The 26,954-nt window shown below is 45.5% G+C and carries 17 protein-coding genes; 12 read left to right on the forward strand and 5 right to left on the reverse strand.

The features are described 5' to 3' along the window. Nucleotide 1 precedes the first annotated feature (1 nt). Nucleotides 2–607 (forward strand): response regulator transcription factor, encoded by a 606-nt coding sequence (locus tag R3289_RS03610; RefSeq protein WP_318924126.1) that lies wholly within the window; start codon nt 2–4, stop codon nt 605–607. A gap of 44 nt (nt 608–651) precedes the next feature. Here R3289_RS03610 and R3289_RS03615 read toward each other — a convergent pair whose 3' ends face one another. From R3289_RS03615 to xdhA, 4 genes are read right to left on the reverse strand one after another with little or no spacing between them, the layout of a single operon-like run. After that, entirely contained in the window at nt 652–1,953 is a 1,302-nt protein-coding gene (locus R3289_RS03615) for a nucleobase:cation symporter-2 family protein (RefSeq protein ID WP_318924127.1), read from the reverse strand. After that, entirely contained in the window at nt 1,950–2,759 is an 810-nt protein-coding gene (gene xdhC, locus R3289_RS03620) for a xanthine dehydrogenase accessory protein XdhC (protein ID WP_318924128.1), read from the reverse strand. Before xdhC ends, R3289_RS03615 begins: the two co-directional genes overlap by 4 nt. Nucleotides 2,760–2,792: 33 nt before the next feature. After that, nucleotides 2,793–5,192, reverse strand: coding sequence for a xanthine dehydrogenase molybdopterin binding subunit (gene xdhB / locus R3289_RS03625; RefSeq protein WP_318924129.1), 2,400 nt, complete (start codon nt 5,190–5,192; stop codon nt 2,793–2,795). Then, nucleotides 5,185–6,627, reverse strand: coding sequence for a xanthine dehydrogenase small subunit (gene xdhA, locus R3289_RS03630; RefSeq protein ID WP_318924130.1), 1,443 nt, complete (start codon nt 6,625–6,627; stop codon nt 5,185–5,187). The genes xdhB and xdhA overlap by 8 nt, the downstream gene beginning before the upstream one ends. 204 nt (nt 6,628–6,831) lie before the next feature. Between xdhA and R3289_RS03635 the strand changes: the two genes are divergently transcribed. The 8 genes from R3289_RS03635 to R3289_RS03670 all read left to right on the forward strand — a co-directional run bounded on the left by R3289_RS03635 (nt 6,832) and on the right by R3289_RS03670 (nt 17,852). Then, entirely contained in the window at nt 6,832–7,716 is an 885-nt protein-coding gene (locus tag R3289_RS03635) for a LysR family transcriptional regulator (RefSeq protein WP_318924131.1), read from the forward strand. Between the two features lie 570 nt (nt 7,717–8,286). Then, the gene (locus R3289_RS03640; RefSeq protein ID WP_318924132.1) at nt 8,287–9,924 is read left to right on the forward strand and encodes an ABC transporter substrate-binding protein; all 1,638 of its coding nucleotides are present in this window, start codon (nt 8,287–8,289) and stop codon (nt 9,922–9,924) included. A gap of 54 nt (nt 9,925–9,978) precedes the next feature. Beyond that, nucleotides 9,979–10,953: an ABC transporter permease gene (locus tag R3289_RS03645; protein ID WP_318924133.1), complete on the forward strand. Its 975-nt coding sequence runs from the start codon at nt 9,979–9,981 to the stop codon at nt 10,951–10,953. Between the two features lie 45 nt (nt 10,954–10,998). Then, nucleotides 10,999–11,946: an ABC transporter permease gene (locus tag R3289_RS03650; protein ID WP_318924286.1), complete on the forward strand. Its 948-nt coding sequence runs from the start codon at nt 10,999–11,001 to the stop codon at nt 11,944–11,946. Then, nucleotides 11,943–12,899, forward strand: coding sequence for an ABC transporter ATP-binding protein (locus R3289_RS03655; protein WP_318924134.1), 957 nt, complete (start codon nt 11,943–11,945; stop codon nt 12,897–12,899). The genes R3289_RS03650 and R3289_RS03655 overlap by 4 nt, the downstream gene beginning before the upstream one ends. A gap of 10 nt (nt 12,900–12,909) precedes the next feature. Then, entirely contained in the window at nt 12,910–13,893 is a 984-nt protein-coding gene (locus R3289_RS03660; protein ID WP_318924135.1) for an ABC transporter ATP-binding protein, read from the forward strand. A gap of 63 nt (nt 13,894–13,956) precedes the next feature. Next, complete coding sequence (locus tag R3289_RS03665) at nt 13,957–17,409, forward strand: hypothetical protein (protein ID WP_318924136.1); 3,453 nt, start codon at nt 13,957–13,959, stop codon at nt 17,407–17,409. A gap of 17 nt (nt 17,410–17,426) precedes the next feature. Beyond that, nucleotides 17,427–17,852 carry a hypothetical protein gene (locus tag R3289_RS03670; RefSeq protein WP_318924137.1) on the forward strand — a complete coding sequence of 142 codons (426 nt, stop codon included), beginning with the start codon at nt 17,427–17,429 and terminating at the stop codon, nt 17,850–17,852. Between the two features lie 187 nt (nt 17,853–18,039). Here R3289_RS03670 and R3289_RS03675 read toward each other — a convergent pair whose 3' ends face one another. Beyond that, nucleotides 18,040–19,038, reverse strand: a complete 999-nt coding sequence (locus R3289_RS03675) for a LacI family DNA-binding transcriptional regulator (RefSeq protein ID WP_318924138.1) — start codon at nt 19,036–19,038, stop codon at nt 18,040–18,042. Between the two features lie 687 nt (nt 19,039–19,725). Here R3289_RS03675 and R3289_RS03680 point away from each other — a divergent pair. From R3289_RS03680 to R3289_RS03690, 3 genes are all read left to right on the forward strand, one after another. Beyond that, entirely contained in the window at nt 19,726–20,958 is a 1,233-nt protein-coding gene (locus tag R3289_RS03680; protein WP_318924139.1) for a carbohydrate porin, read from the forward strand. Between the two features lie 159 nt (nt 20,959–21,117). Beyond that, on the forward strand, nt 21,118–24,345 hold the full coding sequence (locus tag R3289_RS03685) for a glycoside hydrolase family 3 protein (protein ID WP_318924140.1): 3,228 nt from the start codon (nt 21,118–21,120) through the stop codon (nt 24,343–24,345). A gap of 413 nt (nt 24,346–24,758) precedes the next feature. Further along, nucleotides 24,759–26,762, forward strand: coding sequence for a methyl-accepting chemotaxis protein (locus R3289_RS03690; RefSeq protein WP_318924141.1), 2,004 nt, complete (start codon nt 24,759–24,761; stop codon nt 26,760–26,762). Nucleotides 26,763–26,954: the final 192 nt, after the last annotated feature.

Raw genomic sequence — 26,954 nt, forward strand, 5'->3', positions numbered from 1 at the left:
AATGAACGATACCGATAAACAGCATCCGGTTTACGTTGTGGATGACGATGAGTCAGTGCGCGACTCTCTGGCGTTTATGCTTGAAGAATATGACTTTGCTGTCAGTACGTTTGAAGACGGACAGCTGTTTCTCGACTCTGTGGATATTCATCAGGCGGGATGTGTGATTCTTGACAGTCGGATGCCGAATTTGCGTGGTCAGCAAGTACACCAAATTCTCAATGAGGCCAAGAGTCCACTCGCGGTGATTTATCTCACCGGACATGGTGATGTGCCAATGGCCGTCGATGCCCTGCAAGCTGGCGCGATACATTTTTTCCAGAAGCCAGTGCGGGGCGTCGATTTAGCTGAGGCTATCCTACAAGGGCAGGTACAGTCGGCTGCTAACCTGGACATAATCGCGGCGAGAAGCGCGTATGAATCACTCACAACCAGAGAGAAAGATATTCTGCGTTTGATCATTTCCGGAAAACGTAACATTCGAATTGCCGATGAGCTATGCATTGCAATGAGAACCGTGGAAGTACATCGCGCCAGTTTGTTGAAGAAATTCTCTGCCAAGACCGTAGCGGAGTTGGCTTATGTGTTTGGCAAGTTGGTATGGTAACGCCATGGAACTGCACGGTGAATAACGGTCACTCAGGCATAAGGTTAGTCTGCGTCTTCACCTGAAGGCGGTTTTGGTAACATCAGATTAAGAAGCACCGTTGTAATCGTGCCCGTCGCGATACCTGAATGAAAGAAGGTCGCTATTTCATCCGGCAGGTGCTGGACTAAAAGAGGCTCAAATGTGACGGCCAAACCGGCTGCCAGCCCGACACAAACCACTAACGCGTTGCGTTTGGTATCACTGGCTTTAACCAGCATCCGGATCCCGGTATAGGCAATCATCCCGAACATCACCAGACCGACCCCGCCAATCACAGGTTTGGGGATCGTGACGGCAAGGGCGGCAAATTTTGGCAGCAGACTCGCCATGATCAGCAAGCCTCCGGTCGTCGCGACAACATAACGGCTGGCGACGCCTGTGAGGCCGACAATCCCGACATTCTGGCTGAAAGAGGCCAGTGGCATCGCTGTCAGAATGGCGGCCAGCGTACTCCCCAGCCCATCCGCTAATAGTCCCCGTTTTAAATCATGACCGGTGACGTTAACATGGCAATTATTGCCCAGGGCGATGAAATCCCCAGTGGCCTCGGCGATCACCACCAAATACACCAGACTCATACTGGCAATGGCTCCTAAGGAGAAGCTAAAACCATATTTGAATGGTTCAGGGCGAGCAAACCAATGGGCTTCAGAGATTTGCTGCCAGTCGACCATCTCCAAAGCCAGCGCGATGAGATAGCCGCCAGCAAGGCCGATAACAATCGCCGCCGCGGCCAGCGTGTTTCGGCCATAAGCTGAAATTGCAACGACGATCGCAAGCGAGATCAGAGCCAGAAACAGTTTTGGCAAGGAGGCAAAATCTGGACTGGCAACCGGGGCATCGCCGATCCAGTTAATGGCGATCGGTAAAATGGTCAAGCCGATCAGAGTGACGGCCACACCGCTGACAACGGGGGGGAAGAGTGCGCGCACCTTATGCATATAAAAGCTGGCTGCAATCACTACCAGTGAGCCGACTAAAGCCGCGCCCATGATGCTGCTGACTCCCCCTTCTTTGCCGATAACAATCGCGATGCCCAAAAATGCGAAACTGGAGCCCATTACCACAGGTAAGCGGATCCCGACAGGTCCGAGGCCTAGACACTGGATGATTGTCGCGATACCGGAGGCCAACAGAGAGGCATTGATCAGAGTGACAACGTCACTGGCTGGCAGGCCGATGGATGTGGCGACAATCAGCGGCATGGCAACGATACCCCCAATAGAAGCCAGCATGTGCTGGAGGGCTAACAACAGGGTTAAGCCAAGTGGCGGACGGGTATTGAGGGAATAGAGCAGCTTCATACTGACTGCGGGTGATGGTTGGCTTGTTGCTGATCCTGCTCTTGATAGTGAGCAATCAACTGCGCGGCGACAGAGACGGCGATCTCTGCCGGATGTTTTCCTTTCACCACCCGGATGCCGATAGGGCAGGTCATTCGTTCGATGTCCGTCTGGCTGTAACCGCGTTGGAGTAGCCTGTGGCTAAACTGCTTACATTTGGTTGTTGAACCAATCAGACCGAAATAGGCGGTATCATCGCGTTTGAGGATCGCGCGGGTAAGCTCGAAATCAAGTTGATGGCTGTGCGTCATCACCAGATAATAACTGCGGGGTGGTATCTGACTCACCTCAGCGACCGGATCATCGCTGATGACTTTTGTTGTGGCTGACGGAAGCGGATCAGGGAAGGCACCGTCGCGCTCGTCAATCCACGTCACCTTGAACGGGAGGGTCGAGACGATATGGATCAGAGCGTTGGCAACATGTCCGGCACCGAATAGCGCAAGGTGGTTTGCCTGCCGGCAGAGCGGTTCGAAGCTGAGAGTGGCAACACCGCCGCAGCATTGGCCAAGTCGGGCACTCAGGTTGAAGCGTTCTATTTTCAACTGGTGATCACCGGCCTGCAGCATCTCCCGCGCGATTTGTGTGGCCTGATATTCGAGGTGGCCCCCTCCGATGGTGGCAATCACTGAGTCACGGGTCACCACCATTTTGGTACCGATGTCGCGAGGCACCGATCCCTTTTCTTCCAATACGGTAACCAGTACGCAGGCTTCGCCTTGTTCTTGCAGCCGGGCCAGTTGGTGGATCCAGTCATCGCCGAACATACGCAGATCCTTCCGGGTCAGTTTGATGTGCGCTTAATTTCCGTTTTGATTTTGGCACTTTTTTTCAGTCTTTGAATCATCCGGTTGCTGTACGCTTTTAATCGCCCACAGTACCCGCTCCGGAGTCGCCGGGGTATCAAGTGTGGGCATTGTGCCGCTCTCCGAAGTATAGGTTATGGCATTTTTCAGCGCGCTCAGTACCGAGATTGCCAGCATAAACGGAGGCTCGCCAACGGCTTTCGAGTGAAAAATAGTCTGTTCCGGGTTTGCATTGTGCTCTAGCAGCTGGGTACGGAAATCAATCGGGACATCAGCAATGGTCGGGATTTTATAGCTGGCCGGACTGCTGGTGGCTAAGCGGCCATGCTGGTCCCAGACCAGCTCTTCTGTGGTCAGCCATCCCACCCCTTGGATAAAGCCGCCTTCGATCTGACCTTTGTCTATCGCCGGATTCAATGACGACCCCACATCATGACAAATATCGGTGCGGAGAATTTTGTATTCACCGGTCAGGATATCGACAATAACTTCGGAACAGGCGGCACCGAACACGTAGTAATAGAAGGGGCGACCACGTGCTTGCTTTTCGTCATAATGAACCTTCGGTGTGCGGTAGTAACCGGTACTCGATAGCGATACTTGATTGAAGTAAGCCAGCTGAACCAGCTCTGCAAACGGCAATTTATTATTACCGATGTGAACGAAACCTTTGGTGAAAACCACCTGATCTTCGCTGATCTTAAAGTGTGAGCTGGCAAACGTGATCAGCCTATGTTTGATGGTTTTAGCGGCATTTTGCGCCGCCTTGCCGTTCAGATCGGCTCCGGATGAGGCGGCAGTGGCCGATGTGTTCGGCACCTTATCGGTGGTGGTAGCGGTGATTTGGATCTGATTGATATCGACCTGAAATTCCTCTGCCACAATCTGGGCTATTTTGGTGTTCAGGCCTTGCCCCATTTCTGTTCCGCCGTGGTTGAGATGGATGCTGCCATCGGGGTAGATATGGATGAGGGCCCCCGCCTGGTTAAGGAACGACGCGGTAAATGAAATACCGAACTTCACCGGAGTGAGCGCCAGCCCTTTTTTGAGGATCGGGCTGTGTTGATTAAATGCATTGATAGCCAGGCGCCGGGCATGGTAGTCACTGCTGGTTTCAAGCTGCTCGGTAATAACTTGTAGCAGGTTATGTTCTACCGTCTGGTAGTAGTGGGTGATATTGCGCCCTTCGCCGCCATAGTAATTGGTTTTGCGTACCTCCAGCGGCTCTTTTTTGAGGTAGCTGGCGATCTCATCCATGATGTGCTCGATGGTCACCATGGCTTGTGGTCCGCCAAAGCCGCGGCAGGCGGTATTGGAGGCGATATTGGTTTTGCAGCAATACGCGGTAATGCTGACATTACTGAGGTAATACGCATTGTCGCAGTGGAACATGGCGCGATCGATAATGGCGGCAGACAGATCCGGGGAGAAGCCGCAGTTACTGGCCAGCGTGATTTCAATGCCCTGAATGGTGCCGTTGTCATCAAAGCCGACACGGTAGCGGTTATAGAACGGATGCCGCTTGCCTGTCATCAACATATCTTCATTCCGGTACAGGCGGATCTTAGCCGGACGTCCGGTCAGGTTGGCGACCACCGCAGCCATGCAGGCCGGGCCGGCCGCTTGTGTTTCTTTGCCGCCGAAGCCACCGCCGATCCGGCGGGTATCGACAGTCACATTGCGCATTGGTGTGCCCAGTACCTTTGCGACCTGCCTTTGGACATCGGTCGGGTTCTGGGTCGACGCATAGACGACCATCCCGCCGTCTTCGGTCGGCAAGGCACTGCTGGCCTGCGTTTCCAGATAGAAGTGCTCCTGCCCGCCGATATGGATCTCACCGCTCAAGACATGGGCGGCAGTGCTGAGTGCAGTGTGTGGATCTCCCCGTTTTTGCCAGTGGCGGTCATTGACAAAATGCTTTTTCGTCAATGCCTCTTTGATATCGAGAATAGCAGGCAGCGGATCGTATTCGATAATTGCCGCCTGTGCTGCCTGATAGGCCGTGTCGGGATCACTGGCGGCAACAACAAGTATTGGCTGACCGACGTATTCCACCTTGCCATCTGCCAGCAGAGGATCACCGGGGAAAATCGTCCCGATATCAATCTCGCCGGGAATGTCCTTGCTGGTGATAACAAGCGCCACCCCGTCATAGTCATAACAAGGGCTAATATCTAATTTGGTAATGTTGGCGTGTGCGTGGGGGCTTAACCGGGCATACAGGTGGAGCTGGTTCGGAAACTCAAGGCGGTCATCGACATATACGGCTTCGCCCGTGACATGTTTGCCAGCACTGTCGTGCTGTACGCTGTGACCAACGCCAGTTCTTAAGTCTTGGTTAACATCCGCGATAATGTCAGCGTGCTCTAGTGCAGTTTTTTTTGGTTTAGACATAAGAGGTCACCCTGGTTTCGATTTGGCTGTTTTGCTGCTCGATAAAAAAGCGGTAGAGCATGTTGGCCGCCGTTTGGCTACGATACGCTTTGCTGGCACGGAAATCTGACAAGGGGGCAAAATCAGACGCCAGTGCTGCCATCGCCGAGTTTATCGTGGCAATGTTCCACTTTTTTCCAATCAATTCCTGTTCACAGTGAACGGCCCGTTTGGGTATTTCCGCCATGCCGCCGAAGGCGATCCGGGCAAACGTGACGGTATCGTCTTCGAGTTCGATATTGAATCCGCCACAGGCGGCAGAAATATCATCTCCGAGCCGTTTCGATACCTTATAGGCACGGAACGTTTTGCTGGCCTCCGGTTTGGGAATGATGATTTTTTTGATAAATTCGGATGGCCGCAGGGCGGTTTCCTTATAGCCGAGATAATAATCTTCGACAGGAATGGTGCGAGACTCTCCACTTCGGCTCAGGGTGATGCCTGCATCCAGTGCGATCAGCAGCGGCGGGGTATCCCCGATGGGAGAAGCATTGCCGATGTTGCCCCCCAGCGTTGCTTGATTGCGGACCTGCTTTGATCCAAAGCGACGGAGGATCTCGCCAAAGTCCGGGTAGTGCTTGTTGAGTACGCCGTAGCAATCGCTGAGAGGCACGTTCGCCCCGATGACAAGGTGGTGATTGGTCTCATTCACTACCTTCATATCCATTACCCGACTGACATCAATCAGCGTCTCGATCTCACGGTGGCGCTGGGTGACGTCAACGGCCAGATCGGTGCCGCCTGCGACGATGCGAGCATGCGGATAAACCAGAAGCAATTCCGCCAGCTCATTTATCGTTGCGGGTGAAAAGCTGGAAAGATTGTTTAACTGCAGGGTTGCCGGTTCGTTGCTGATGCTATTGAGCTTATCGATGGTCGATTGCACCTGTTCGGCAAAGTGATCCTGCCAGGGCGCTTTTTTACTTAGCGACAATGCCGCGTCGATGATCGGGCGGTAGCCGGTACATCGGCACAAGTTACCGGACAGGAATTCGAGAACATCCTGTTTATCGGTCTTCGGATGGTTTTTGCTGAGCGCAAACATCGACATAATAATTCCGGGAGTACAATAGCCGCATTGCGAACCATGAAAGTCAACCAGCGCCTGCTGAACCGGGTGGAGAGAGCCGTCTTTGCTTTGCAGGTCTTCAACCGTGATGAGCTGCTTGCCGTGAAGGGCTGATACGAAGGTAAGACAGGCGTTAACAGAACGATACTGCAACTGTCCGTTGCTCAGTTCACCAAGAACCACTGTACATGCACCGCAATCACCTGAACCACAGCCTTCTTTGGTGCCGGTTTTCTTTGCTTTGGTACGCAGGTAATTGAGTACCGTCATGTTCGGTGAGAGCTGAGTTTCTTCTCGCTCTGCCTGGTTGAGTAAGAACTTAATCAAGAGACCTCCTTGGCTTGCCGCAGAGAGGGGAGAGGTATTTGGTCTTTACCAATTATGGCAGTGCTACCGTCTTCTGCCATTTCGATGGGTTGTCAGAATTAATGTTCTGCTTCAATGAAAGTAAAGCCAGTGTTTATTTTGAATATCAAAAGATTAAATTATCGTTTATTATTTTTTTAATAATATTTTATTATGTGGTGATTTGTGGTTAATCAAAAATGGCTGGCAACATTTATGATGTTGGTGAAGACAGGGCACTTTACTCACGCAGCAGAAAAAATGCACATGACCCAACCCGGGGTAAGCCAGCATATAAAAAAGCTGGAAGAACAGCTAAAAACAACGTTAATCAATCGCTACGGTAAACAATTTGAATTGAGTTTAGCGGGGGAGAAATTATATCAATACGGCCAACAAATGCTGGCATTAGAAGAGCAATTACACCAGGCAATCGAACAGGATGATCCCCTGCAGGGAGAATGTCGTTTTTCGTGCTCTGGTACTTTAGCCATGCATCTTTATCCCCATTTTCTTACTTATCAATGTAAACATAGCGGGTTAAACGTATCCGTAGAGGCAGCGCCAAACCAGAACATTATTGATGATCTTTTAGAGAACAAGATAGATATCGGCATCGTAACACAACAAGTGTATTCTGATGAATTAGTGCAATATCAGGTTGGTCAAGAAACGTTGCAGTTGGTGCTTCCCATTCAATATAAAAATGCAGAAATAGACTTTACCTTCCTCAATACACTCGGTTTTATTAATCATCCTGATGGTTTTTATTATCTGGATAAAGTATTAAAAGCCAATGATTTTAATTCATACAGAGGCCGTGATAGCCTCAATATTAAAAGTTATATCAATCAGTTAAGCCAAATATTGCTTCCTGTATCGCAAGGGGTAGGCTTTACTGTACTGCCAGCCAGAGCTATTGCTCAATTCGAACCACAGCAATCATTGTATGCCGCCCCGCTGACTCACAATGTGACCGAAAAACTCTACTTAACAAAAAAACGATACCGTCAACTCCCTGCACGCTATGAGTGGTTTGAGGAAACGATTTGCCAGTTGCTTAAGTTGTAGTTCTTTTTGTTAACGAGGGTCAAGTGCGCTGACGGGACTGTTTTACTCCGTTCATATTGGCGTACAACTCCGACAGAGTTAAGAATAATGGCATCAATAACGGGTTATCATGTACTAATAGCTATAATTTTAGTGAAGGTGTGACGGGTATCACGATGCTGTTACGAAATAAAATACAGTAAGCGCATTCTGCAACATTTAATATGCTGATTTAAAAAGATTTAGTGTATGGCGAGTGTCTTTTATCTGCGATCATCGGTATTTGGAAAATATTGAGACACCAGTAAATACCATTATGAATTAAGTCTATGTTTAATAAGAATAAATTTGGATGTAGTCAATCGCAAGCGCAAGACTGCGTAATAAAAACCACTATATATGTAGTGTGATCGAGGTATAGGTTTCGAATCATCGAGTTGTCTACGCAGTTTACGTAGCATAGTATCAACCAAAGAAAGCGCTTTCTTTGGTTGATTTTGAATCAATTTAATAAAAATGACCGGTCACGAAGCCGTCAAGCAATGAAGTGAGCGCTTTTTTAACGTTTCCCTTAATGTGAAGGATTATGTAATGCATAATAAAAAGGTTTTAGCTGCCTTAGTATGTGGCTTAATGTTCTCTGCAAATGGTGTTGCAGCTGATGAGATTAAGCAGGGTGGAACATTGACAGTGCCTATCATAGGTACTGGTTTTGTTGACAATTTCAATCCATATACGACTAAAGACTTGCTTCATGGTGTGATGTTTGAACCATTATTAGCTTTTAATAACATGACCGGTAAAACTGAATATCGTCTGGCGAAGTCGGCTGATTATTCTGATGATCTGAAGACAATTACGGTTAAATTACGTGATAGTCTGAAGTGGTCTGATGGCTCACCATTAACAGCAAAAGACGTAGCATTCAGTTTCACAATGACCAAAGACGCACCAGCGTTCGATCAAAAAGGTATTTGGACTGGTGGCAATCTTGCGAGTGTAACTGCTCAAGATGCTACGACAATTGTATTTGAATTAAATGAAGCTGATTCGACCTTTATCTGGAATCTGGCGAGTTATCATATTGTACCAGAGCAAATTTGGAGCAAGGCGAAAGACTTGACCACGTTTACTAACCCTGATCCTGTTGGTAGTGGCCCAATGACGGTGGTTAAGTATGTCAAGTCACAGCAGATGGAGCTTTGCCGTAACCCACATTACTACCTTGAGAACCGCCCATATCTTGATTGTATAACTTATCGTTCATACAATGATAATTCTCAAATTCAGCCGGCATTAATGAAAGGTGAAATTGACTGGGGCTCAAACTTCATTGCCGATATTGAAAATACTTTTGTTGCCGCAGATCCTGAAAATAATCATTTTTGGTATCCGGCTAATGATGCTATCCATCTTTATGTTAACACTAAAGAAAAGCCATTCGATGATCTTAATGTACGTAAAGCATTATCGATGGCATTGGATCGTGAAGCCATCGTTGATATTGCAGCCTACGGTTATCCAACAGCAAACTATAATGTAGGTGGTATTGCCGAACTTTATAGTACAAGCATTAGCAAGCAAGTTAACGATAAATATAAAGATATCACCAACTATAATCCTGAAAAAGCGAAGCAATTGCTTGATGCGGCCGGTTATAAAGATCTTGACGGCGATGGCTTCAGAGACACGGCTGATGGTAAGAAAATTGAATTTGATATTGAAGTAGTCAATGGCTGGACTGACTGGATCCAAGTTGTTCAGATGGTGACTGAATACTACGAAGAAATTGGTATTAAAGCGAATGTCAAAACCGTCGATTGGGCAGTGTATGATAAATCTCTGAAAGATAGCGAATACAAGATGTCGATTAACTGGTCAATGGTTGCGACTAACCCAATTTTGGCTTACCAGGAATATTTCTCAACATCACGTATTGGTAAAACCTGGCACGCTGGCCATGGCGTCCATTCAGAAGATATTGATGCCCTGATTGATAGCTTTGGTAAGACCAAAGATCCCGTAGAGCAGAAAAAGATTATTGATGAACTTCAGGAGTTTACAGCTGATAACTTGCCGTTTATTCCACTGTTTTCTAATCCAACTTGGTTCCAGTATAACAGCTCGAAAATTGTAGGCTGGCCGAACAAAGATAATCCGTATGTTCAACCGGTTTGGTATGATGGCGGTAAGCGAGTGTTAATTCTCAATAATCTTCACCTTAAGTAATTGTAAATAATTTAAAGAGCCATATTTGTGGCTCTTTAATTACCGGAATATTTTATGAGCTTTTTAATACGCAGACTGAGTTTTTATTTTATTGCTTTTCTTATAGCAATATCCTTTAATTTTTTACTGCCAAGATTGATGCCGGGAGACCCGGTTGATGCCTTATTCGCAGCTGCGCAAGGCCGTATGGATCCTGCTCAGATGGATGCAGTGAGAGAAATGTACGGTTTTATGGACGGCTCAGTATTCGAGCAATATATCGCATATATCCAAAGTGTTTTTACGCTTGATCTCGGGCCATCAGTATTAATGTTCCCGGTGAGTGTTACTGAAGTCATTGCGATGGCTCTGCCATGGACCATGTTTCTGGCTCTAGGTTCGCTCATTGTTGCTTTAATTATTGGTGTCAGCATCGGTACATATGCTTCATATCGTCGCGAAGGCCTGTTTGGACAAATCGCGCCGCCAGTATTAGCGTTTATTAGTAATTTCCCTTATATCGTTACAGCGCTGCTACTGTTTTATTTCTTTGGTTTGCAGCTTGAACTCTTGCCGCTTGCATACACGTACGACCCAGCCCTAGAGCCGGGATTGACACTCGAATTTATCGGAAGTGTTTTAAAGCATGCTGTTTTACCTTTGGGATCAATGATTATCGTTGGTATCTCAACGTGGGTCTTCAATATGCGTAATGCAATGATCAATGTGCTTGGTGAAGATTACGTCACCATGGCTGAAGCCAAAGGGCTGAGCAGTTATCGGGTGATGTCTCGATATGCGGGAAGAAATGCAATATTACCCGTAGCAACTGCAATCGCGATGGCGATTGGTTTCTCTTTTGCCGGTTCAATCATGACCGAGGTCGTGTTTAATTACCAGGGGCTGGGTAATATTCTGCTCAAAGGTATCGTTGCTCGAGATTATCCTCTTATCCAGGCAATTTTACTTATTCTGGTCTCTGCCGTGCTTACTGCAAACTTCATAGCAGATCTTCTTTATGTCTGGCTTGACCCACGGATTTCTAAATAAGGTTTGAATATGAGCAAGTTAATAGATTCAATCGACGATACAAATATGTCTGTTCAAAATTTTACTAACTCATTGATAAAGGTCAAAGAGAAGTGCTCAAAAATATTTGCATTCTTTCATGGCAACCCGCCAGCGATTATTGGTGGAGTATTAATATCAATGGTGTTGATCGGGGCGTTAATGGCCCCGGTTTTGGCGACACATAATCCGGATAAGCGTGTTGCTCGGCCACATATGCCGCCAAGTGCTGAGCATATTCTTGGTACAACACGAAGTGGCCGTGACGTGTATAGCCAGGTGCTTCACGGAGCGAGAAAGTCACTGACTGTTGCCTTATCGGCAGGTCTTATTGCGATGACGCTGGCAGTGACTATCGGGGTTTCATCCGGTTATCTGGGCGGAAAAGTGGATGAATGGCTTAACTTCATCACCAATGTTTTTCTGGTTTTCCCGCAACTACCGTTGCTCATCGTACTGGCTGCTTTTTTGGGACAGGTTGGTTCGATGGTTATCACACTATTACTCGGAATAACGTCATGGCCATGGGGGGCACGGGTAATACGGTCGCAAACTATGGCACTGAGAAACAAAGAATTCATCATTTCAGCGGAAGTCATGGGAGAGTCCAAACTGCGCATTATTTTTGTTGAAATTCTGCCTAATTTAGTTTCGATTGTGTTTGGTGGCTTCCTTGGCACGGTGATCTACGCGATGGGTTCAGAAGCAGGTCTGGGTATTCTTGGTTTAGGTGATGCAACTGAAGTCAGCTGGGGATCAATGCTGTATTGGGCGCAAACCTCGTCTGCTTTATATACCGGCGCGTGGTGGGAAATGATCGTACCGGCAATGGCACTAGCGATTACGGGCGGCTCACTGGCGTTAATCAACATGTCTATTGATGAAGTCAGCAATCCAAAACTTAGAACGGGTCCACACATGAAATTGTGGAAAAAACTCAAGAAAGAAGCTGATCAACGCCGGGGCTTATTATGAAAGACGTATTATTAGAGATTAATAATCTTTGTGTCGACTATGTTTCTCCAAACGGAGTCGCAAGGGCGGTCAATAATGTCAGCCTGAGCATCGCGCCTGGCGAAACTCTGGGTATTGCCGGTGAATCCGGCTGCGGAAAAAGCACCTTGGCATTTGCGATTTCACGTCTGCACAAAGCACCGGCGTTAATATCTGAAGGTGAAATTCTTTATAAGAATCGTGATGTTTTAAAAATGTCAGATAAAGAATTGCGAAACTTCCGCTGGAATGATGTTTCCATTGTCTTTCAGAGCGCAATGAACTCTTTAAATCCGGTTATCACCATTGGCGAGCAGCTTACTGATGTGATTGTGGCTCACAAAAGAATCAGCTTTAAAGACGCCTCTGCAAAAGCTGAAGAGTTGTTAGCCATCGTAGGTATACATGCCGACCGGATGGCCAGCTTTCCGCACCAGCTTAGCGGCGGCATGAGGCAGCGTGTTGTTATTGCCATTGCACTGGCACTTGAACCTAAGCTGATCATCATGGATGAGCCGACGACGGCATTAGATGTGGTGGTAGAGCGCGAAATTCTGAACGAGCTATACGATTTAAAAACCAAGTTCGGGTTTTCAATTCTGTTTATCAGCCATGACTTAAGTTTAATGGGTGAAATCGCTGATCGTATTGGTGTTATGTATGCCGGTAACCTGATTGAGATTGGTGATGCTGAAACAGTCTTTGGTAATCCGTCACACCCTTATACAAAAGGCCTGATTGCTTCATTCCCGACAATTCACGGGCCAAAAGAACGCTTGTATGGTATTCCCGGAAATCCTGTAAATTTATTAAGTATTCCCAAAGGATGTAATTTCCAGGACCGTTGTGGTGATTGCATGGCGGTATGTAAGACAGCTGAACCTCAACTGGCTCAGCTGAATGCCCATCACGAAGCAGCATGTCATAAATTATAAGGAATTAATGATGGGTACGATGAACAATCCAGAAGTAGTACTTTCAGTCCGTAACCTGGTAAAAGATTTTCCCGTTGGTCAATCAAGTAGTAAAAACAGCTTCATGCGTGCGGTTAACGACGTATCGTTTGATTTGTGTAAAGGTGAAGCGCTTGCCATTGTTGGTGAGTCTGGCTCTGGCAAGAGTACCGGCGCACGGATTCTAACGCGTATTTACGATGAGACTGCCGGCGATATCTACTTCAAGGGACAACCCTTAAAGGAATACATTAAAGAAAATGGCAGCCTGGAGTACGCGCGTCAGGTGCAGATGATCTTTCAGGACCCGTTTGGTTCTCTGAATCCGGTTCATACCATTTTCCACCATATTGCGCGCCCGTTACTGATCCATAAACGGGCAGAAAAAGAAGCGATAGCCAAGCTGGTTTATGAACTGCTTGAGCTCGTGGGTTTGTCACCGGTCGTTGAGACGGCCGAGAAATATCCTCATGAGTTAAGTGGCGGGCAAAGACAGCGAGTCGCGATAGCACGTGCCATTGCCGTTTCTCCTGAAGTAATCCTGGCAGATGAACCTATCTCAATGCTGGATGTTTCAGTTCGCCTTGGTATTTTAAACTTAATGGCGGATTTGAAAGATAAGCATGGTATTTCATTCATGTATATTACGCATGATATTGCAACCGCAAGATACTTTGCTGAAAAAACCGCGGTAATGTATGTCGGCCATATGGTGGAGTGGGGTAATAGCGATAAAGTCACACAAACCCCGCAGCATCCATATACCCAGCTATTACTTTCTGCCGTTCCAGAGCCAGGAAGGGGAGGACGTCGAGAGCTGAGTGCTAAAAAAGGCGAAATCCCATTGTGGAAGCCTGATACAAAAGGGTGTCCATTCGCAATGCGCTGTCCGCGAGCGATAGATTGTTGCGCCGAGAGTTTCCCTGCTGTTACTCAAATCGCAGATGATCACTTCATCCGGTGCCATAATATTTAGTTTTTCCAAATATTATTTTTAACTCATCGCTTAAAGAAAGCGCTTACTTTGGTTCAGTTAGTTATGACTACAGAAAACATTAATACTTCATCGGATGATATTTCAGGAAAGTTTGTATCATTAGATGGCGAGAAATACTATGTGATTGAGAATGTCGATCACATGAAGCCTTTTTTCATCAGTGTTGTATCGTCCAGCGATCACTGGTTATTCATTTCATCTACAGGCAGCTTATCTGCCGGTAGAATTATGCCTGAAAACGCCTTGTTCCCTTATAAATCAGTTGATTATATCCATGAGAGCGCTGAAAATACGGGTAGTAAGACAATCGTCAAGGTGTTAACCGAAGAAGGGACCATGCAATGGGAACCGTTCAATGTTCACCACAATGGCCTTTATCATACTCAGCGGAATCTTTATAAGAATGTCGCGGGTGATAAAATTGTTTTTGAAGAAGTTAACTTTGATCTATCGCTGACGTTTAAATATCAGTGGAACACCAGTGATCAATACGGTTTTGTCCGAACATCAACACTGAAAAACCACTCAACGCAACCGGTAAGGCTTGAGTTGGTTGACGGCATTCAAAATATTTTGCCTTCAGGGGCACCGTTGTCGGCATTGCAAGATCGTAGTGCGTTAGTCGATGCTTACAAGTGGAACGAACTACTGCCTGAATCTGCTCTGGCGACGTACAGCATGTATGCCAAGCTAAGTGATCGAGCTGAGCCTGCGGAATCATTACGAGCAACAACGGTGTTCAGTATTGCCGATGGTTGTGAGGCAATCTTACTTTCTAGCGAGCAACTTGGCGCTTTCCGCCGCGGCGAACAAATCGCGAATGAAACACTGCGACGTGGCTTGCGGGGGGCGTATTTTATTTATAAGCATTGTGAACTTGGTGCTGAAGAAGAAAATAGCTGGCAGATCATCGCTGACATCGATAAGACTCATGCTGATATTGTTGATTTAAAACACCACTTGATGTCTGCAGAAGCGGTTAAAAATGATATCAACCGGTCAATTAAAGACAACCACCAGGACCTCTTAATGCTGATGGCTGGCAGTGATGCCTCCCAGAAAACAGCAGAAGAAGAGACCACCGTTCATCACTATGCCAATGTACTGTTTAATAATATGCGTGGCGGTGTCGTGGTCGATCAGTACTGGCTGGATAAGAAAGATTTTGTGCAGACACTGACCAATTCAAACAAAGTCGTCGCATCCAGACATGCCGATTTTTTTGCTGGTTTGCCGGATCGTATCGGTTATGAAGCGCTGATGGCTTTAGCGACAGAGCAAAATGACAAGCAGCTTTTACGCCTTTGTTATGAGTACCTGCCTTTAACATTTGGCCGCCGCCATGGTGATCCGAGCCGCCCGTGGAACCATTTCGAGATTAAAGTAAAAGATACCAACGGTGAGCGATTGCTATCGTATCAGGGAAACTGGCGAGATATTTTCCAGAACTGGGAAGCGCTTGCTGTTAGCTATCCTAATTTCATAAAGTCGTTCATTGCCAAGTTTGTCAATGCATCGACAGTTGATGGCTATAACCCTTACCGAATTACCAAAGAGGGCGTTGACTGGGAAATTTTAGATCCGGAAGACGCATGGAGTAACATTGGTTATTGGGGCGATCACCAGATTATTTATCTGTTGAAGTTTCTTGAGCTGTCAAAAAAATATCAGCCACAGGAACTTAATGAGTTACTAAGCTGTGACATTTTCAGTTATTCGAATGTGCCTTATGAAATTAAGGCTTTTGATGAACTATTTGATGACCCTAAAAATACCGTTGTATTCAACCAAAATAAGCAAGAGCGTATTACTGATTGGGTCGCAGAGTTTGGTAGCGATGGTCGACTGCTGCTGAATGATAATTGCGATGTCTATCTGGTCAACCTGACTGAAAAGCTAATGGTGCCTTTGCTGGCGAAACTGGGCAACCTCGTTGTGGATGGTGGCATTTGGCTTAATACACAACGACCAGAATGGAATGATGCCAACAATGCCATTGTCGGAAATGGCCTGTCGATGGTGACGCTATATTATATGCGTCGCTATGTTGCCTTCTTACAAAATCTGCTGAAAGACAATACGATGAGTCTTGACTTGTCATCAGAATTGGTTGATTGGATTGTTGCTACAACACAGATCTTAAATGAAGTAAAAACCGAGCTAAAACAGAAGAGTATTACCCGACAAACTCGAAAAGCGCTATTGAATAAACTTGCTATTGCTGCAAGTGATTACCGCACTGCCATCTATGAAAATGGCGGGTTCTCCGGGAAGACTCGAATTGACACTGAGTTTATCAATAACCTGCTAGATGTCAGTCTCACGGTTATTGATGCAAGTATCAGTTCTAACCGACGTAAAGATGGTTTGTATAATGCTTATAATATCATCAGCTATTCATCTGAAAGTGCAAACGTTGATGAGCTCTATCCGATGCTTGAGGGGCAGGTTGCGGTATTAAGTTCGGGAGTATTAACACCAGAACAAGCCGTTGCCTTGTTAGATAAACTGTATTCCAGTGATTTATTCCGGGTTGATCAGCAAAGTTTCATGCTCTATCCGGACCGTGACTTAACCAGCTTCGCTAATAAAAACAAGCTGGATGCATCGCGCGTATACGGTAATATTTTGCTGAGAAAAATGGTCCAGAATGGTGATTATCGATTGGTTGAACCTGATACCGAAGGTTTTTACCATTTTAATGCAAATTTCGAAAATGCAGGATTTTTATTAGCTGTACTCAAAGATGTTGAGCGTGATTACAAGGAAACTGATAGCGAAACATTGACGGATGTACTGAATTGCTATGAAGAGGTGTTCAATCATCAGGCATTTACTGGACGTTCAGGCACGATGTTCGGCTATGAAGGACTTGGCTGTATTTATTGGCACATGGTGTCTAAGTTATTGCTTGCCGTTCAGGAAAATTATTTCGCTGCATCGAAGATTGATCCGCATTCTGAAACAACTCAAAAACTGGCTGAATACTATTACAGAGTACGATCAGGGATTGGATTTAATAAAACGCCTGAGAATTACGGCGCGTTCCCGACGGATCCTTATTCGCATACACCTAAACACGCTGGCGCTCAGCAGCCAGGTATGACAGGGCAGGTGAAAGAAGAGATCCTCACTCGATTTGGTGAACTAGGGCTATGCATTGAAGACGGTATGATTCACATCAAACCTTCCTTATTAAGAAAAGCTGAGTTTTTGTCTGCAAGTGCCCGCTTCGATTTCATTAACCTCGATAGCGAGAACGAGACAATTATCTTACCGGAAAATTCACTGGCGTTTACCTACTGCCAAGTTCCTGTTGTCTACCAGGCTCAGGAAGAAGGTGAAGGGCAGATCAAGGTCGTGCTGAATAATAATGAAAGCATTTATCTGTCGGGTATGTATTTGAATACCGAGATGAGCCGTCATCTGTTTTCCCGAACCGGTGAAATTAAAGAGATCACCGTGTCTATTCCGTCATCATTGTTAATGGCCTAGGTACTGCGGGAGCTAATGTGAATAGTCATCTAGTCGAGATGTCTGAATATGATGAGGTGGGCTACTCGCCATTGATTGATTTCCAGTCATGGCGAGTGGCAATACTGAATTATATCGATGAATTAGATGCTGATAAAATTGATAATTTTCAGTGTCATAACGAAACCGATGAGGTGTTTGTCTTGTTGTCAGGAAAGTGCATTCTGTTTTGCGCGGAGCTTGATGACGAACACAATATCATTGATATTTCCACTTGGGATATGGAACCAAATAAAACCTACAATATTAAGCGTGGCGTATACCATACGCATACGCTTAGTGATGATGGCAAGGTTCTGATTGTGGAGAACAGTGATACCAGTGACGGCAATTCCCCCAAAATAATGATTGATGACAGTATTCGCGACAGGTTGGTGAAATTAACATCTGGTTTGTGGGCGTAATTGTTTTCAGTACTCATAAAAGGCAGTTCATCTGCCTTTTATTTATGGGAGAAGCCGAGTCTGTTCGCTCGTTTATTCTTCATTGTCACGGAGAGTGTGGCTTTGATATCGGCCGAATAGCCCGGGGATTGTCCTGATTTGAGGTAAGGTAATGGGGAGAGTTACTTCCCATTACCTATCAACGTTGTTAATTTAATTTCTTAACGGAGTCTCTGATTATCAGCTCTGGTGTCAGTTTACCGTTCAGTGGGTAAGACTCATTATTGAGTAAAGACAGAACTCGTTTCGCGGCTTCTGTTCCCATTTCGCTGACAGGGAAGTTAACAGTAGTGAGCTTAGGGCGAATATGCTGGCTATAAGTGTCGTTATCGAAACCAACAATCGAGATATCGTCCCCCACCGACAGGTTTCTTTCACTGCATACATCATAGGCCGCTAAGGCGATATTATCATTTTGACAGAATATCGCAGTGATCTCGTTATTGCGATCGAGTAATCGCCTGACTGTTTCGTGATTACCTTCATGATCAAAACGGCCTTCGACAATTAAATTCGCATCATACGGAATGCCATATTCAGATAATGCATTCCTGTAGCCCTGTAAACGGTCACGGCTGTCAATTTTACTGAGCTGCCCGGTAATACATGCGATTTTTTCATGTCCATTATCAAGCAAGTACTTAGTGGCGAGATATCCACCTAACTCGTTATCAATGCAGATGCAGTTTTCTGATAATTCAGGAATGTAACGGTTAAGAATAACGGTCGGTGACGTTTCTTTCGCAATTTTAATCAATTCATCATCAGAGAGCATATCGGAATGAATGATCAAGCCATCAACTTGTTTAGACTGTAAAAATCGAATTGAGTCGCTCTCTTTTGTTTTTGATTCCTGACCGCTGGTAACAATTAAATGAAGATTTTTCTGACGAACAGTGTTTTCCGCTGTGTGCATCAAGGGACCATAAAAGGGACCATCCAGAGAGCCAACAAGCATCCCGATACTGTTTGAACGACTCGATGCCAGTGCCTGGGCAAATGCATTTGGTTTATAACCAAGTTGCTCTATGGCTTTAAATACCTTGATCTTATTTTCTTCTTTGACCGTAGGATGTCCATTTAAGGCTCTGGAAACCGTCGCTTGAGAAACCTGGGCAAGTTCGGATACATCTTTAATGGTGATCAACTTTATTTCCTTACGATGATTGTTTTTTGAACGGCTCAAACTCATCTGTTTTGCAGATAAGCAATACAGGTGCTGTCTTACTACGTCAACATCAATATTTTCGGACTCAATAATTCAATTTTGACCGTATCGTGATATTAGTGCAAGCGCTTTCTAGAAGATATGTGATGCTTGAGAGGGGAGTAAAAAAATGCATTTATATCAGCGAACTATAAGCATTATTGCTATCTGATGTTATATGCTGAAACCGGATATATCTCTGATTATAGTAAGTTGATAGAGGAGCCAACGACAAGAATATCGTCACGGTAATCAACAAATGAGAATCCTCTGTGGTAGTGCAGTGATATAACAGATTAATTTAACAATAATATCAATCTCTTAAGTGTAATTTTGGATGGGGTGTGATGATGGTCACATTTGTCAGGAAAGTGATGTTCTTGTTAATATTGTGAATTCGATCTCGTGAAAGCGCTTCCTTTGGTGATTGTGATCACTTTAAATGCAAATGTTTACTCCTATAATCGGTTTTAAAGGTGATTTAGGAGGTTGTTTAATAAGTTTCTCTTATTAATTCTGAATTAATAGTTAGCTTATCAAGCATACTACCCCTTTTTTTTACCTAATTGAGAAAGCGCTTTCTTTCTCAACGTTAATGGAAATACAAATAACAATTTTGGAGTTAGAATGAAATTATCAAACCTTACCCTTGCGTGCCTGTTAGCAACATCAACTTTATCGGCGTCCCATTTTGCTAATGCAGAATCAGACGATTTCGCATTCACTGGCTACGCACGTTATGGTATGCATTATGCGAATAATGGAAACGATTATGTAACCGCTGATGGACAACTTGCCGGTAACGCAGCAGGTCGTTTAGGAAATGAAACTAACGGTGGTGAATTCCAATTTTCTAAAGGTTTTGAAGGTCCCAATGGTACAAAATGGGATGTTGTACTTATGCTTGAAAACTGGTGGAAAATGCCAGGTTCATTAGAAAAAGAAGACTCTAATGGTGATACGTTCACTGATGATGTAGGTAATGGTGACGTCTTCCTGAAAAAATTCTATGCAGGCGCATCTAACGTATTCGCGTCACAGCCAAATGCCTATGTTTGGGCCGGTCGAGATTTCCACCAGCGTCCTCAGGAAGGCCTGAATGACTATTTCTTTATGACTCATGATGGTCAGGGTGCCGGTATCAAAAACCTTGAACTGGGTAACGTAAAATTAAATGTTGCCTTTGTGGCACAAACAGACGGTAGCAGTTGGACTGGCACTGGCGATAACGGTGACTATGCACTTACCACAAAACTACATGATATTAAGCTAGCCGATAACGTTGATCTAAGTATCTTTGCTAATTATGGCTTGTCTTCAGATGACTCAGCTGAAGCTGACATCAAGGCGTATCAAGTCGGTACGATCTTCAACTTTAATGGTAAAAAACTGAGTCTTCGTTACACGGATAACACCGATAACTCTGCATTCAACAAGACAGAAGATTTAAATACGATATATGCCAGTTTCCAAGGTGGTATGTCTTTGGGTGATAGCACTACGCTAGATTACCAGCTTGCTTATCACAACAATGACGGTGCTAATGATGCCGCTGATGATCGTACTAACTACAGTGCGATTGTTCGCCCAATGCATTCTTGGAACGATATCCATTCGACTTGGCTAGAAGCAGGTTACTCTCTGGTTGATTATGACAATGCTGATGAAAATGCAGCATGGAAGGTTACTCTGTCTCAAAACATTGCTATCGGTAAAAATTCTTGGGATCGCCCAATGCTACGTTTTTACGCAACAGTGGGTGATGCCGATAATAAAGTTGCGGGAGATGGTTCAGAAATCATTGGCGATACTACCCGTGACACATTTGCAGTTGGCGCAATGTGGGAAGCTTGGTGGTAAACCAATAATCTCTTCAATGTAAGTTGTCTATGGTATTCACTATTTTCAGCCTGATAGGGCCGAATATTAATTATTAAGCTTTCCGCTTTTGGAGAGCACCGCCAAACAGGTGGTGCTCTCACTTTTCCTTAATAAAAAATTAAAGTAAAGGATTACATAGTGCGTAATAATAAAAAAATACTACCATGTTTAATCGCGCTGGCATTAATTGCAGGGTGCAATGAATCAGATAATAATTCAGTTACCGATTTAACACAGTCTAAAGTCCCCTATTTTGGTGATTGGCCAGTTATTAAAAGTGCCATTCAGAAAAATGAAGTAATTGAAAATAAAATTATTGAAATACTGGTTCAAATGACGCTCGAAGAGAAAGTCGGTCAGATGATCCAGCCTAATCTTCTAGAGGTGACGCCGGAGGAAGCAAAACAGTATAAACTAGGTTCACTGTTAAATGGGGGAGGGGCTTGGCCCGGTGAAAATAAATACGCTACAGCAGAAGACTGGGCAAAAGAGTCAGACAAATATTGGCTTGCACTAGAAGACGCTTTTGCTGGCCGCGGATTTAAAATTCCATTTATGTGGGCAACGGATGCGGTTCACGGTCATAACAACGTTTTCCAAGCGACGGTTTTCCCGCATAACATTGGCTTAGGTGCGGCAAATAACCTAGATTTGATTTATGAAATTGGCAAGGCGACAGCGGAAGAAATTGCAGCAACAGGCCTGGATTGGACATTTGCACCCACGGTGGCCTCACCTCGTGATTACCGCTGGGGACGGGTTTACGAAGGCTACTCAGAAGACCCAGAAATCATTTATCAATACGCAGCTAAGATGGTTGAAGGTATTCAAGGTGGGGCTGACGGTCTGGCTGGCGAGCGAAATGTTATTTCAAATGTGAAGCACTGGGTCGGTGATGGCGGCACTCAAGATGGTGTCGACCGTGGCGAGAACCACTACTCCGAAGACTACCTGCGTAATATTCATGCCACAGGTTATTTCGCCGGGCTCAATGCCGGGGCCCAAGTAGTTATGTCTTCATTTAACTCCTGGCATAACGATGCTAATTACGATCAGGTTGAGGGCGGAGATTATAATAAAAAACTGCATGGCAGTAAGTATCTGATCTCCGATGTTCTTAAAAACAAAATGGGCTTTGACGGTATTGTCGTTACCGACTGGAACGGCCAGAACGAGCTCAATGATTGTAGTGCCTCAAATTGCCCAGCCGCTGTCAATGCAGGCAACGATGTGTTTATGGTTACCGCGAATAGCGACTGGAAGGCATTCTATACCAATGTGATTGCCCAGGTGAATGACGGCACGATTCCTATGGCGCGTATAGATGATGCGGTAAGCCGTATCCTGCGGGTAAAACTGCGTGCTAACTTGTGGGAAAAACCGATGCCCTCTGAGCGAACATTGGCTGGTCAGCAACAGCTGCTGGGCTCTGCAGAGCACCGTGCCCTCGCACGTGAAGCGGTTAGTCAGTCATTGGTATTGTTGAAAAATGAAGGCAGTATTTTGCCTCTATCGAATGATCAGAAAATCTTGATTGCAGGTAGTGCCATCAACAATATTCAGAAACAGACCGGTGGCTGGTCGCTGACCTGGCAGGGTAATGAAAACACCATAGAAGCTGACTTCCCGGGCGCGACAACCATGCAAATGGCGCTGGAGGATGTTGTCGGTAGTGAAAACATCATTACCGATATGAGTGAAGCGACCGAAAATACCGTAGCGGTCGTCGTTATCGGTGAAGACCCTTATGCGGAAATGTTTGGTGATATCAAGTCCAATAAGACATTGGAATTCTCTTCCATTAAGGCTTCTTATAGAGCTGACTTAGATAAAGTCAGAGAATTGAAGGACGCTGGCCTGAAAGTAGTGACCGTGTTCTATTCTGGTCGACCGCTATATGTGAATGAAGAAATCAACAATTCGGATGCCTTTGTTGCGGCATGGTTGCCAGGTACTGAAGCTGGTGGTATTACTGACGTCTTGTTTAACAAAGATGGTAAGGACTTTACAGGTCACTTGTCTTATTCATGGCCGATGAAAAAATGTTCGACCACCATCAACCGTATTGCGCCCAATATTAAGGATTACGTGACTCCGGCACCGGAGCAGGATATTAGCGGTGAGCACAAGCCCCTGTTCCCTTATGGTTATGGTCTGTCTTATAGTTCAACGACAACATCTGAAAATGACTTAAATAACCTCGTTCTCGACCCGCGTGATTATGGTTGTGGCCAGGAAGCCCCAGACAATGGTGTTGCAACATCGAATATGGAAGTGTTCGGTCGTGAATCTTCAGGGGAGTTTGTTGCACGGATCGGCGGTGCAGCAAATGGTTGGGCTGGCCTTGATGTGTCAAACGGTAGTACAACCTCGATTGGTGGTTTAGCTACGAGTCCAATCAACTATAAGCATCAGCAAGATGCTTTGAATGTTGTATTTGATGGCACCGATGTTGCGCAGCTGTACCTTCAGACAGAAGATACAAAGACGGTAGACAAAAATGCCTATTTTAACGCCGATTCCACGTTGCAGTTTGATATCAAAATGATCAAGTCACCGACGGCAGATACGACGCTTGCCATGCACTGTGAGTGGCCATGCCTTGGTGATGTCAAAATCAATAATGTGCTACCGGCCGTTTCGACGGAATGGACAACAATGAAGTTTGCGCTTAGCTGTTTTGCCGAGGAAGGTATGGAGTACTCAATGCTTAATACCCCGTTCCTGCTGACAACAACGGGCGAAATGGCGTTTGATTTAGGCGAAATCCGTTTTGTACCGCGTAGCCTCGATGCAGCCAGCGATGAAGTAGATTGTGCGGCATTAGCAGTACCTGCACTGCCAGCCTTAGATGAGGCTATCTCTTACATTTGGAGCGATACCTGGAGCCCGAGTGTCGGAGTGTGGAGTGCTCATACCGGCAGTGATTGGAGTCCTGCGCCAGATCATGTTTCAACCACAACGACTGTTGATGGTGACGGGGCGACAGTTGTGAATGTCACTTACAATGCGGCCAGTCCTGCAGATGACAAAGCGGTTATTTTCTTGAGCGGTGAAACGCAGAATTTAACGAACTATGTCGAGGCGGGTACTTTAGAGTTTGATCTGTTGGTTACTTCATATGGTGACAATGTTGATGGCTTAGTGATTAAAATGGAGTCATCACAGGAAAATGCAGCGAGTCCTGATTATTCTTTAGGGAATATAGCTACAGGAACATGGACCGCTATTTCAGTGCCTGTCAGCGGCTTAGGTATCGATGACATCGTAGAAAGTGTTGATAAACCTTTGGCGATACTACCAGCATGGGGCAATTCGCAAGCGGGTGTTGAATTTAGCGTTAAGAATGTTCGCTTAGTGAAGTAAAAAACAACAGGTGGAAGGAAGTAACCTTCCACCTGTTCTATTTTTAAATCGCTATCTATACCCAAGTGACCTCAAGATGCTTGTTCAGCGAGAATTTATTGGCTTCTAGGCAAGGCGCTGATTTGAAGACATATTGTTCTACGTTAATAATCAGCAACGCAGCATAGGAGCCAATAAAACTCGCCCTTCGGGAGTGAGTCAGTGTGCCCACTTCTGTGTCAAATGTGTTTGAAAGGGATGGCCATTCCTACACACATTTTCCTTGAATTGAACACGCTGAACTCACTCTGAATCCTGCACCTTGAGGTCACTTGGGTATATATATCCCAACTACTTGAGAGTACATATTTGTATGTCTTTCAGGTGGTTTGGGTATAAATGCCTTTTACCCCAAAATGGAATTCAAGAATATTATGAAAAAAATTCGCCAAACCTCGGTTATTAAACGTATGTATGCCGGGTTTGCATTAATGGTATCACTGCTTGTCGCGACAGTAATATTGATGTTGGATGGAACAACCCGCATTCATAATCAGCTTCAATCTGTAACCTCAGATGCTTTTCCTCTTGTCTCATTGGCTAACCAAACCAGTGTTAGATTATTAGCGGCAGATAAAATATTTAAAGATTTCCTTACCAGCCCAAATGCCGAACGAATGCAAGGCTACGAAGAAAAATTTAGTTTGGCGCATAACGGCTTTAGTTCTGCGCTTGGGAAACTATCTGAAATATCTAAAGACAATCCGGTATTAAATAGCCAGCTAACTGCACTGCTTGCGCTGGAAGATCGTTATTTCTCTGAATCCCAGAAAGCGATGGAAAATTACCGAACTCAGTTAAGTGCTCAGCAAGAGAGACAAAAAGCAGTCCGCCGTTTCCAACACCTGCAAACAGAGTTAAGGGTAGGGATGAAGGAGTACATCAACAACCAGGAAAATATTGCGGTTAAGTTGATGGCAAAAAGTTATTTTATCAAGCTTAAACAGACAGAAACGATCACTTCAGATGCATTGGCCAGTGACAATATAGAAACAATCACCAAAGCGCTTAAAGATAATAAGCGCAGCGTCACCCGGCTCAATTATGCTTATAGGGGACTGATAGCTCAGTTACCGTCGCTTAAGAATACCTTTGATCCTTCTGTAGAACAGTTTACCCGGGATATCGGTAAAAAAGGTGGCGTACTGAATCAGCACTTCAGTTATGTCGAGGCGGGTCACCGTCTGTATGCCAATATTTCTGTGCTTACCAGTGAAGTTGATCAAGCGATGGCTATCCTTGAAACGTTTCGTACTGAAGCCGATAAACTGATGGAAAATGCGATCGAAAGCGCGAATGAGAGCTACATTGACGGCTACACCCAAGCCATCGTCATGGGGGTTTTAGTGACTTTCTTTGCTGTTTTCCTGGGTTGGCTACTGGCGAGAAATGTACGTAAACCGTTAGTTTCTATGCTCAAAACCCTTGAAGCGTTAACGGGGGGGGATATGACCCAGCGAGTGGATGAGCATACGTTTACTGAGTTCAACCAGCTCAGTAATCACATCAATACACTGGCTTCTAATTTGCAGGATATCTTGCGAAAACTCAGTGTGGCCTCGGGCAACTTAGCTCAGGTTGCCGAGCAAAATCAGGCAACAACAACAGAGTCCAAATCGCGTTTGAATGATCAGCGGCAGCAAACGTCATCGGTTGCCACTGCGATGACAGAGATGGAGCAGTCGGTTAAAGATGTCGCTAATAGTGCGCAGAGCTCTATGGCTAAGGTTCATGAAGTTGAAGTTGCAGCTCGAACCGGTAGAGAGGTCATGAGCAGTAATATCTCGACGATCCACCAGCTATCAGAGCGCCTTGATGAATCAGTAACGGTGGTTTCTACGGTTCAGGTGATGAGTAGCGACATTGGCTCGATCTTGGATGTTATTCGCCATATTGCCGATCAAACCAACTTGTTAGCACTGAATGCTGCTATAGAAGCGGCTCGTGCCGGTGAGCAAGGACGGGGTTTTGCGGTTGTCGCCGATGAAGTCAGGGTGCTGGCAAAACGGACGACAGATTCGACAGCAGAGATTGAAAGCATGATTCAAAATTTGCAGCAGAGCTCTGGGCAAGCTTCATCAGTGATGCAAAGTTGTGTCAGGGAAATGCATAAAAGTATCTCCCAGTCATCCGATGCTAACAGCGCGATGGAAGAAATTCAGGGAATTATTATTGAGATCAGCCAGATGAGTAGCCATATAGCGCAGGCGGCTGAAGAGCAAAGCTCAACGTCCAATATGATAGCCCGCAGTCTCGAGGATATCAGTCATATAGCCGATGCCAATTATTTATCAATGGAGCAGGTTGCGGAAGTGAGCGGCAGACTAGATGAACTCGCCCATGAACAAAATGGCTTAGTGAATCGGTTTACAGTTTAGTGAATGACTTAAGTCTTGAGCGTGATGTGGTCGATGTACTGAATAATCAGGATCTAGGCTGTTATGTAAGAATGCCCGCTCGATCCATTCAGACCCTGACCATTGATTAATATCACTTTAGTTTATAGTAAAGAGCGCAAGACTGATAATTTCACAACCTTGCTCGGGATCTGACCTGTTTCCGACCGTGAA

Source organism: Photobacterium sp., assembly GCF_033720175.1.
Classification (GTDB): Bacteria; Pseudomonadota; Gammaproteobacteria; order Enterobacterales; family Vibrionaceae; genus Photobacterium.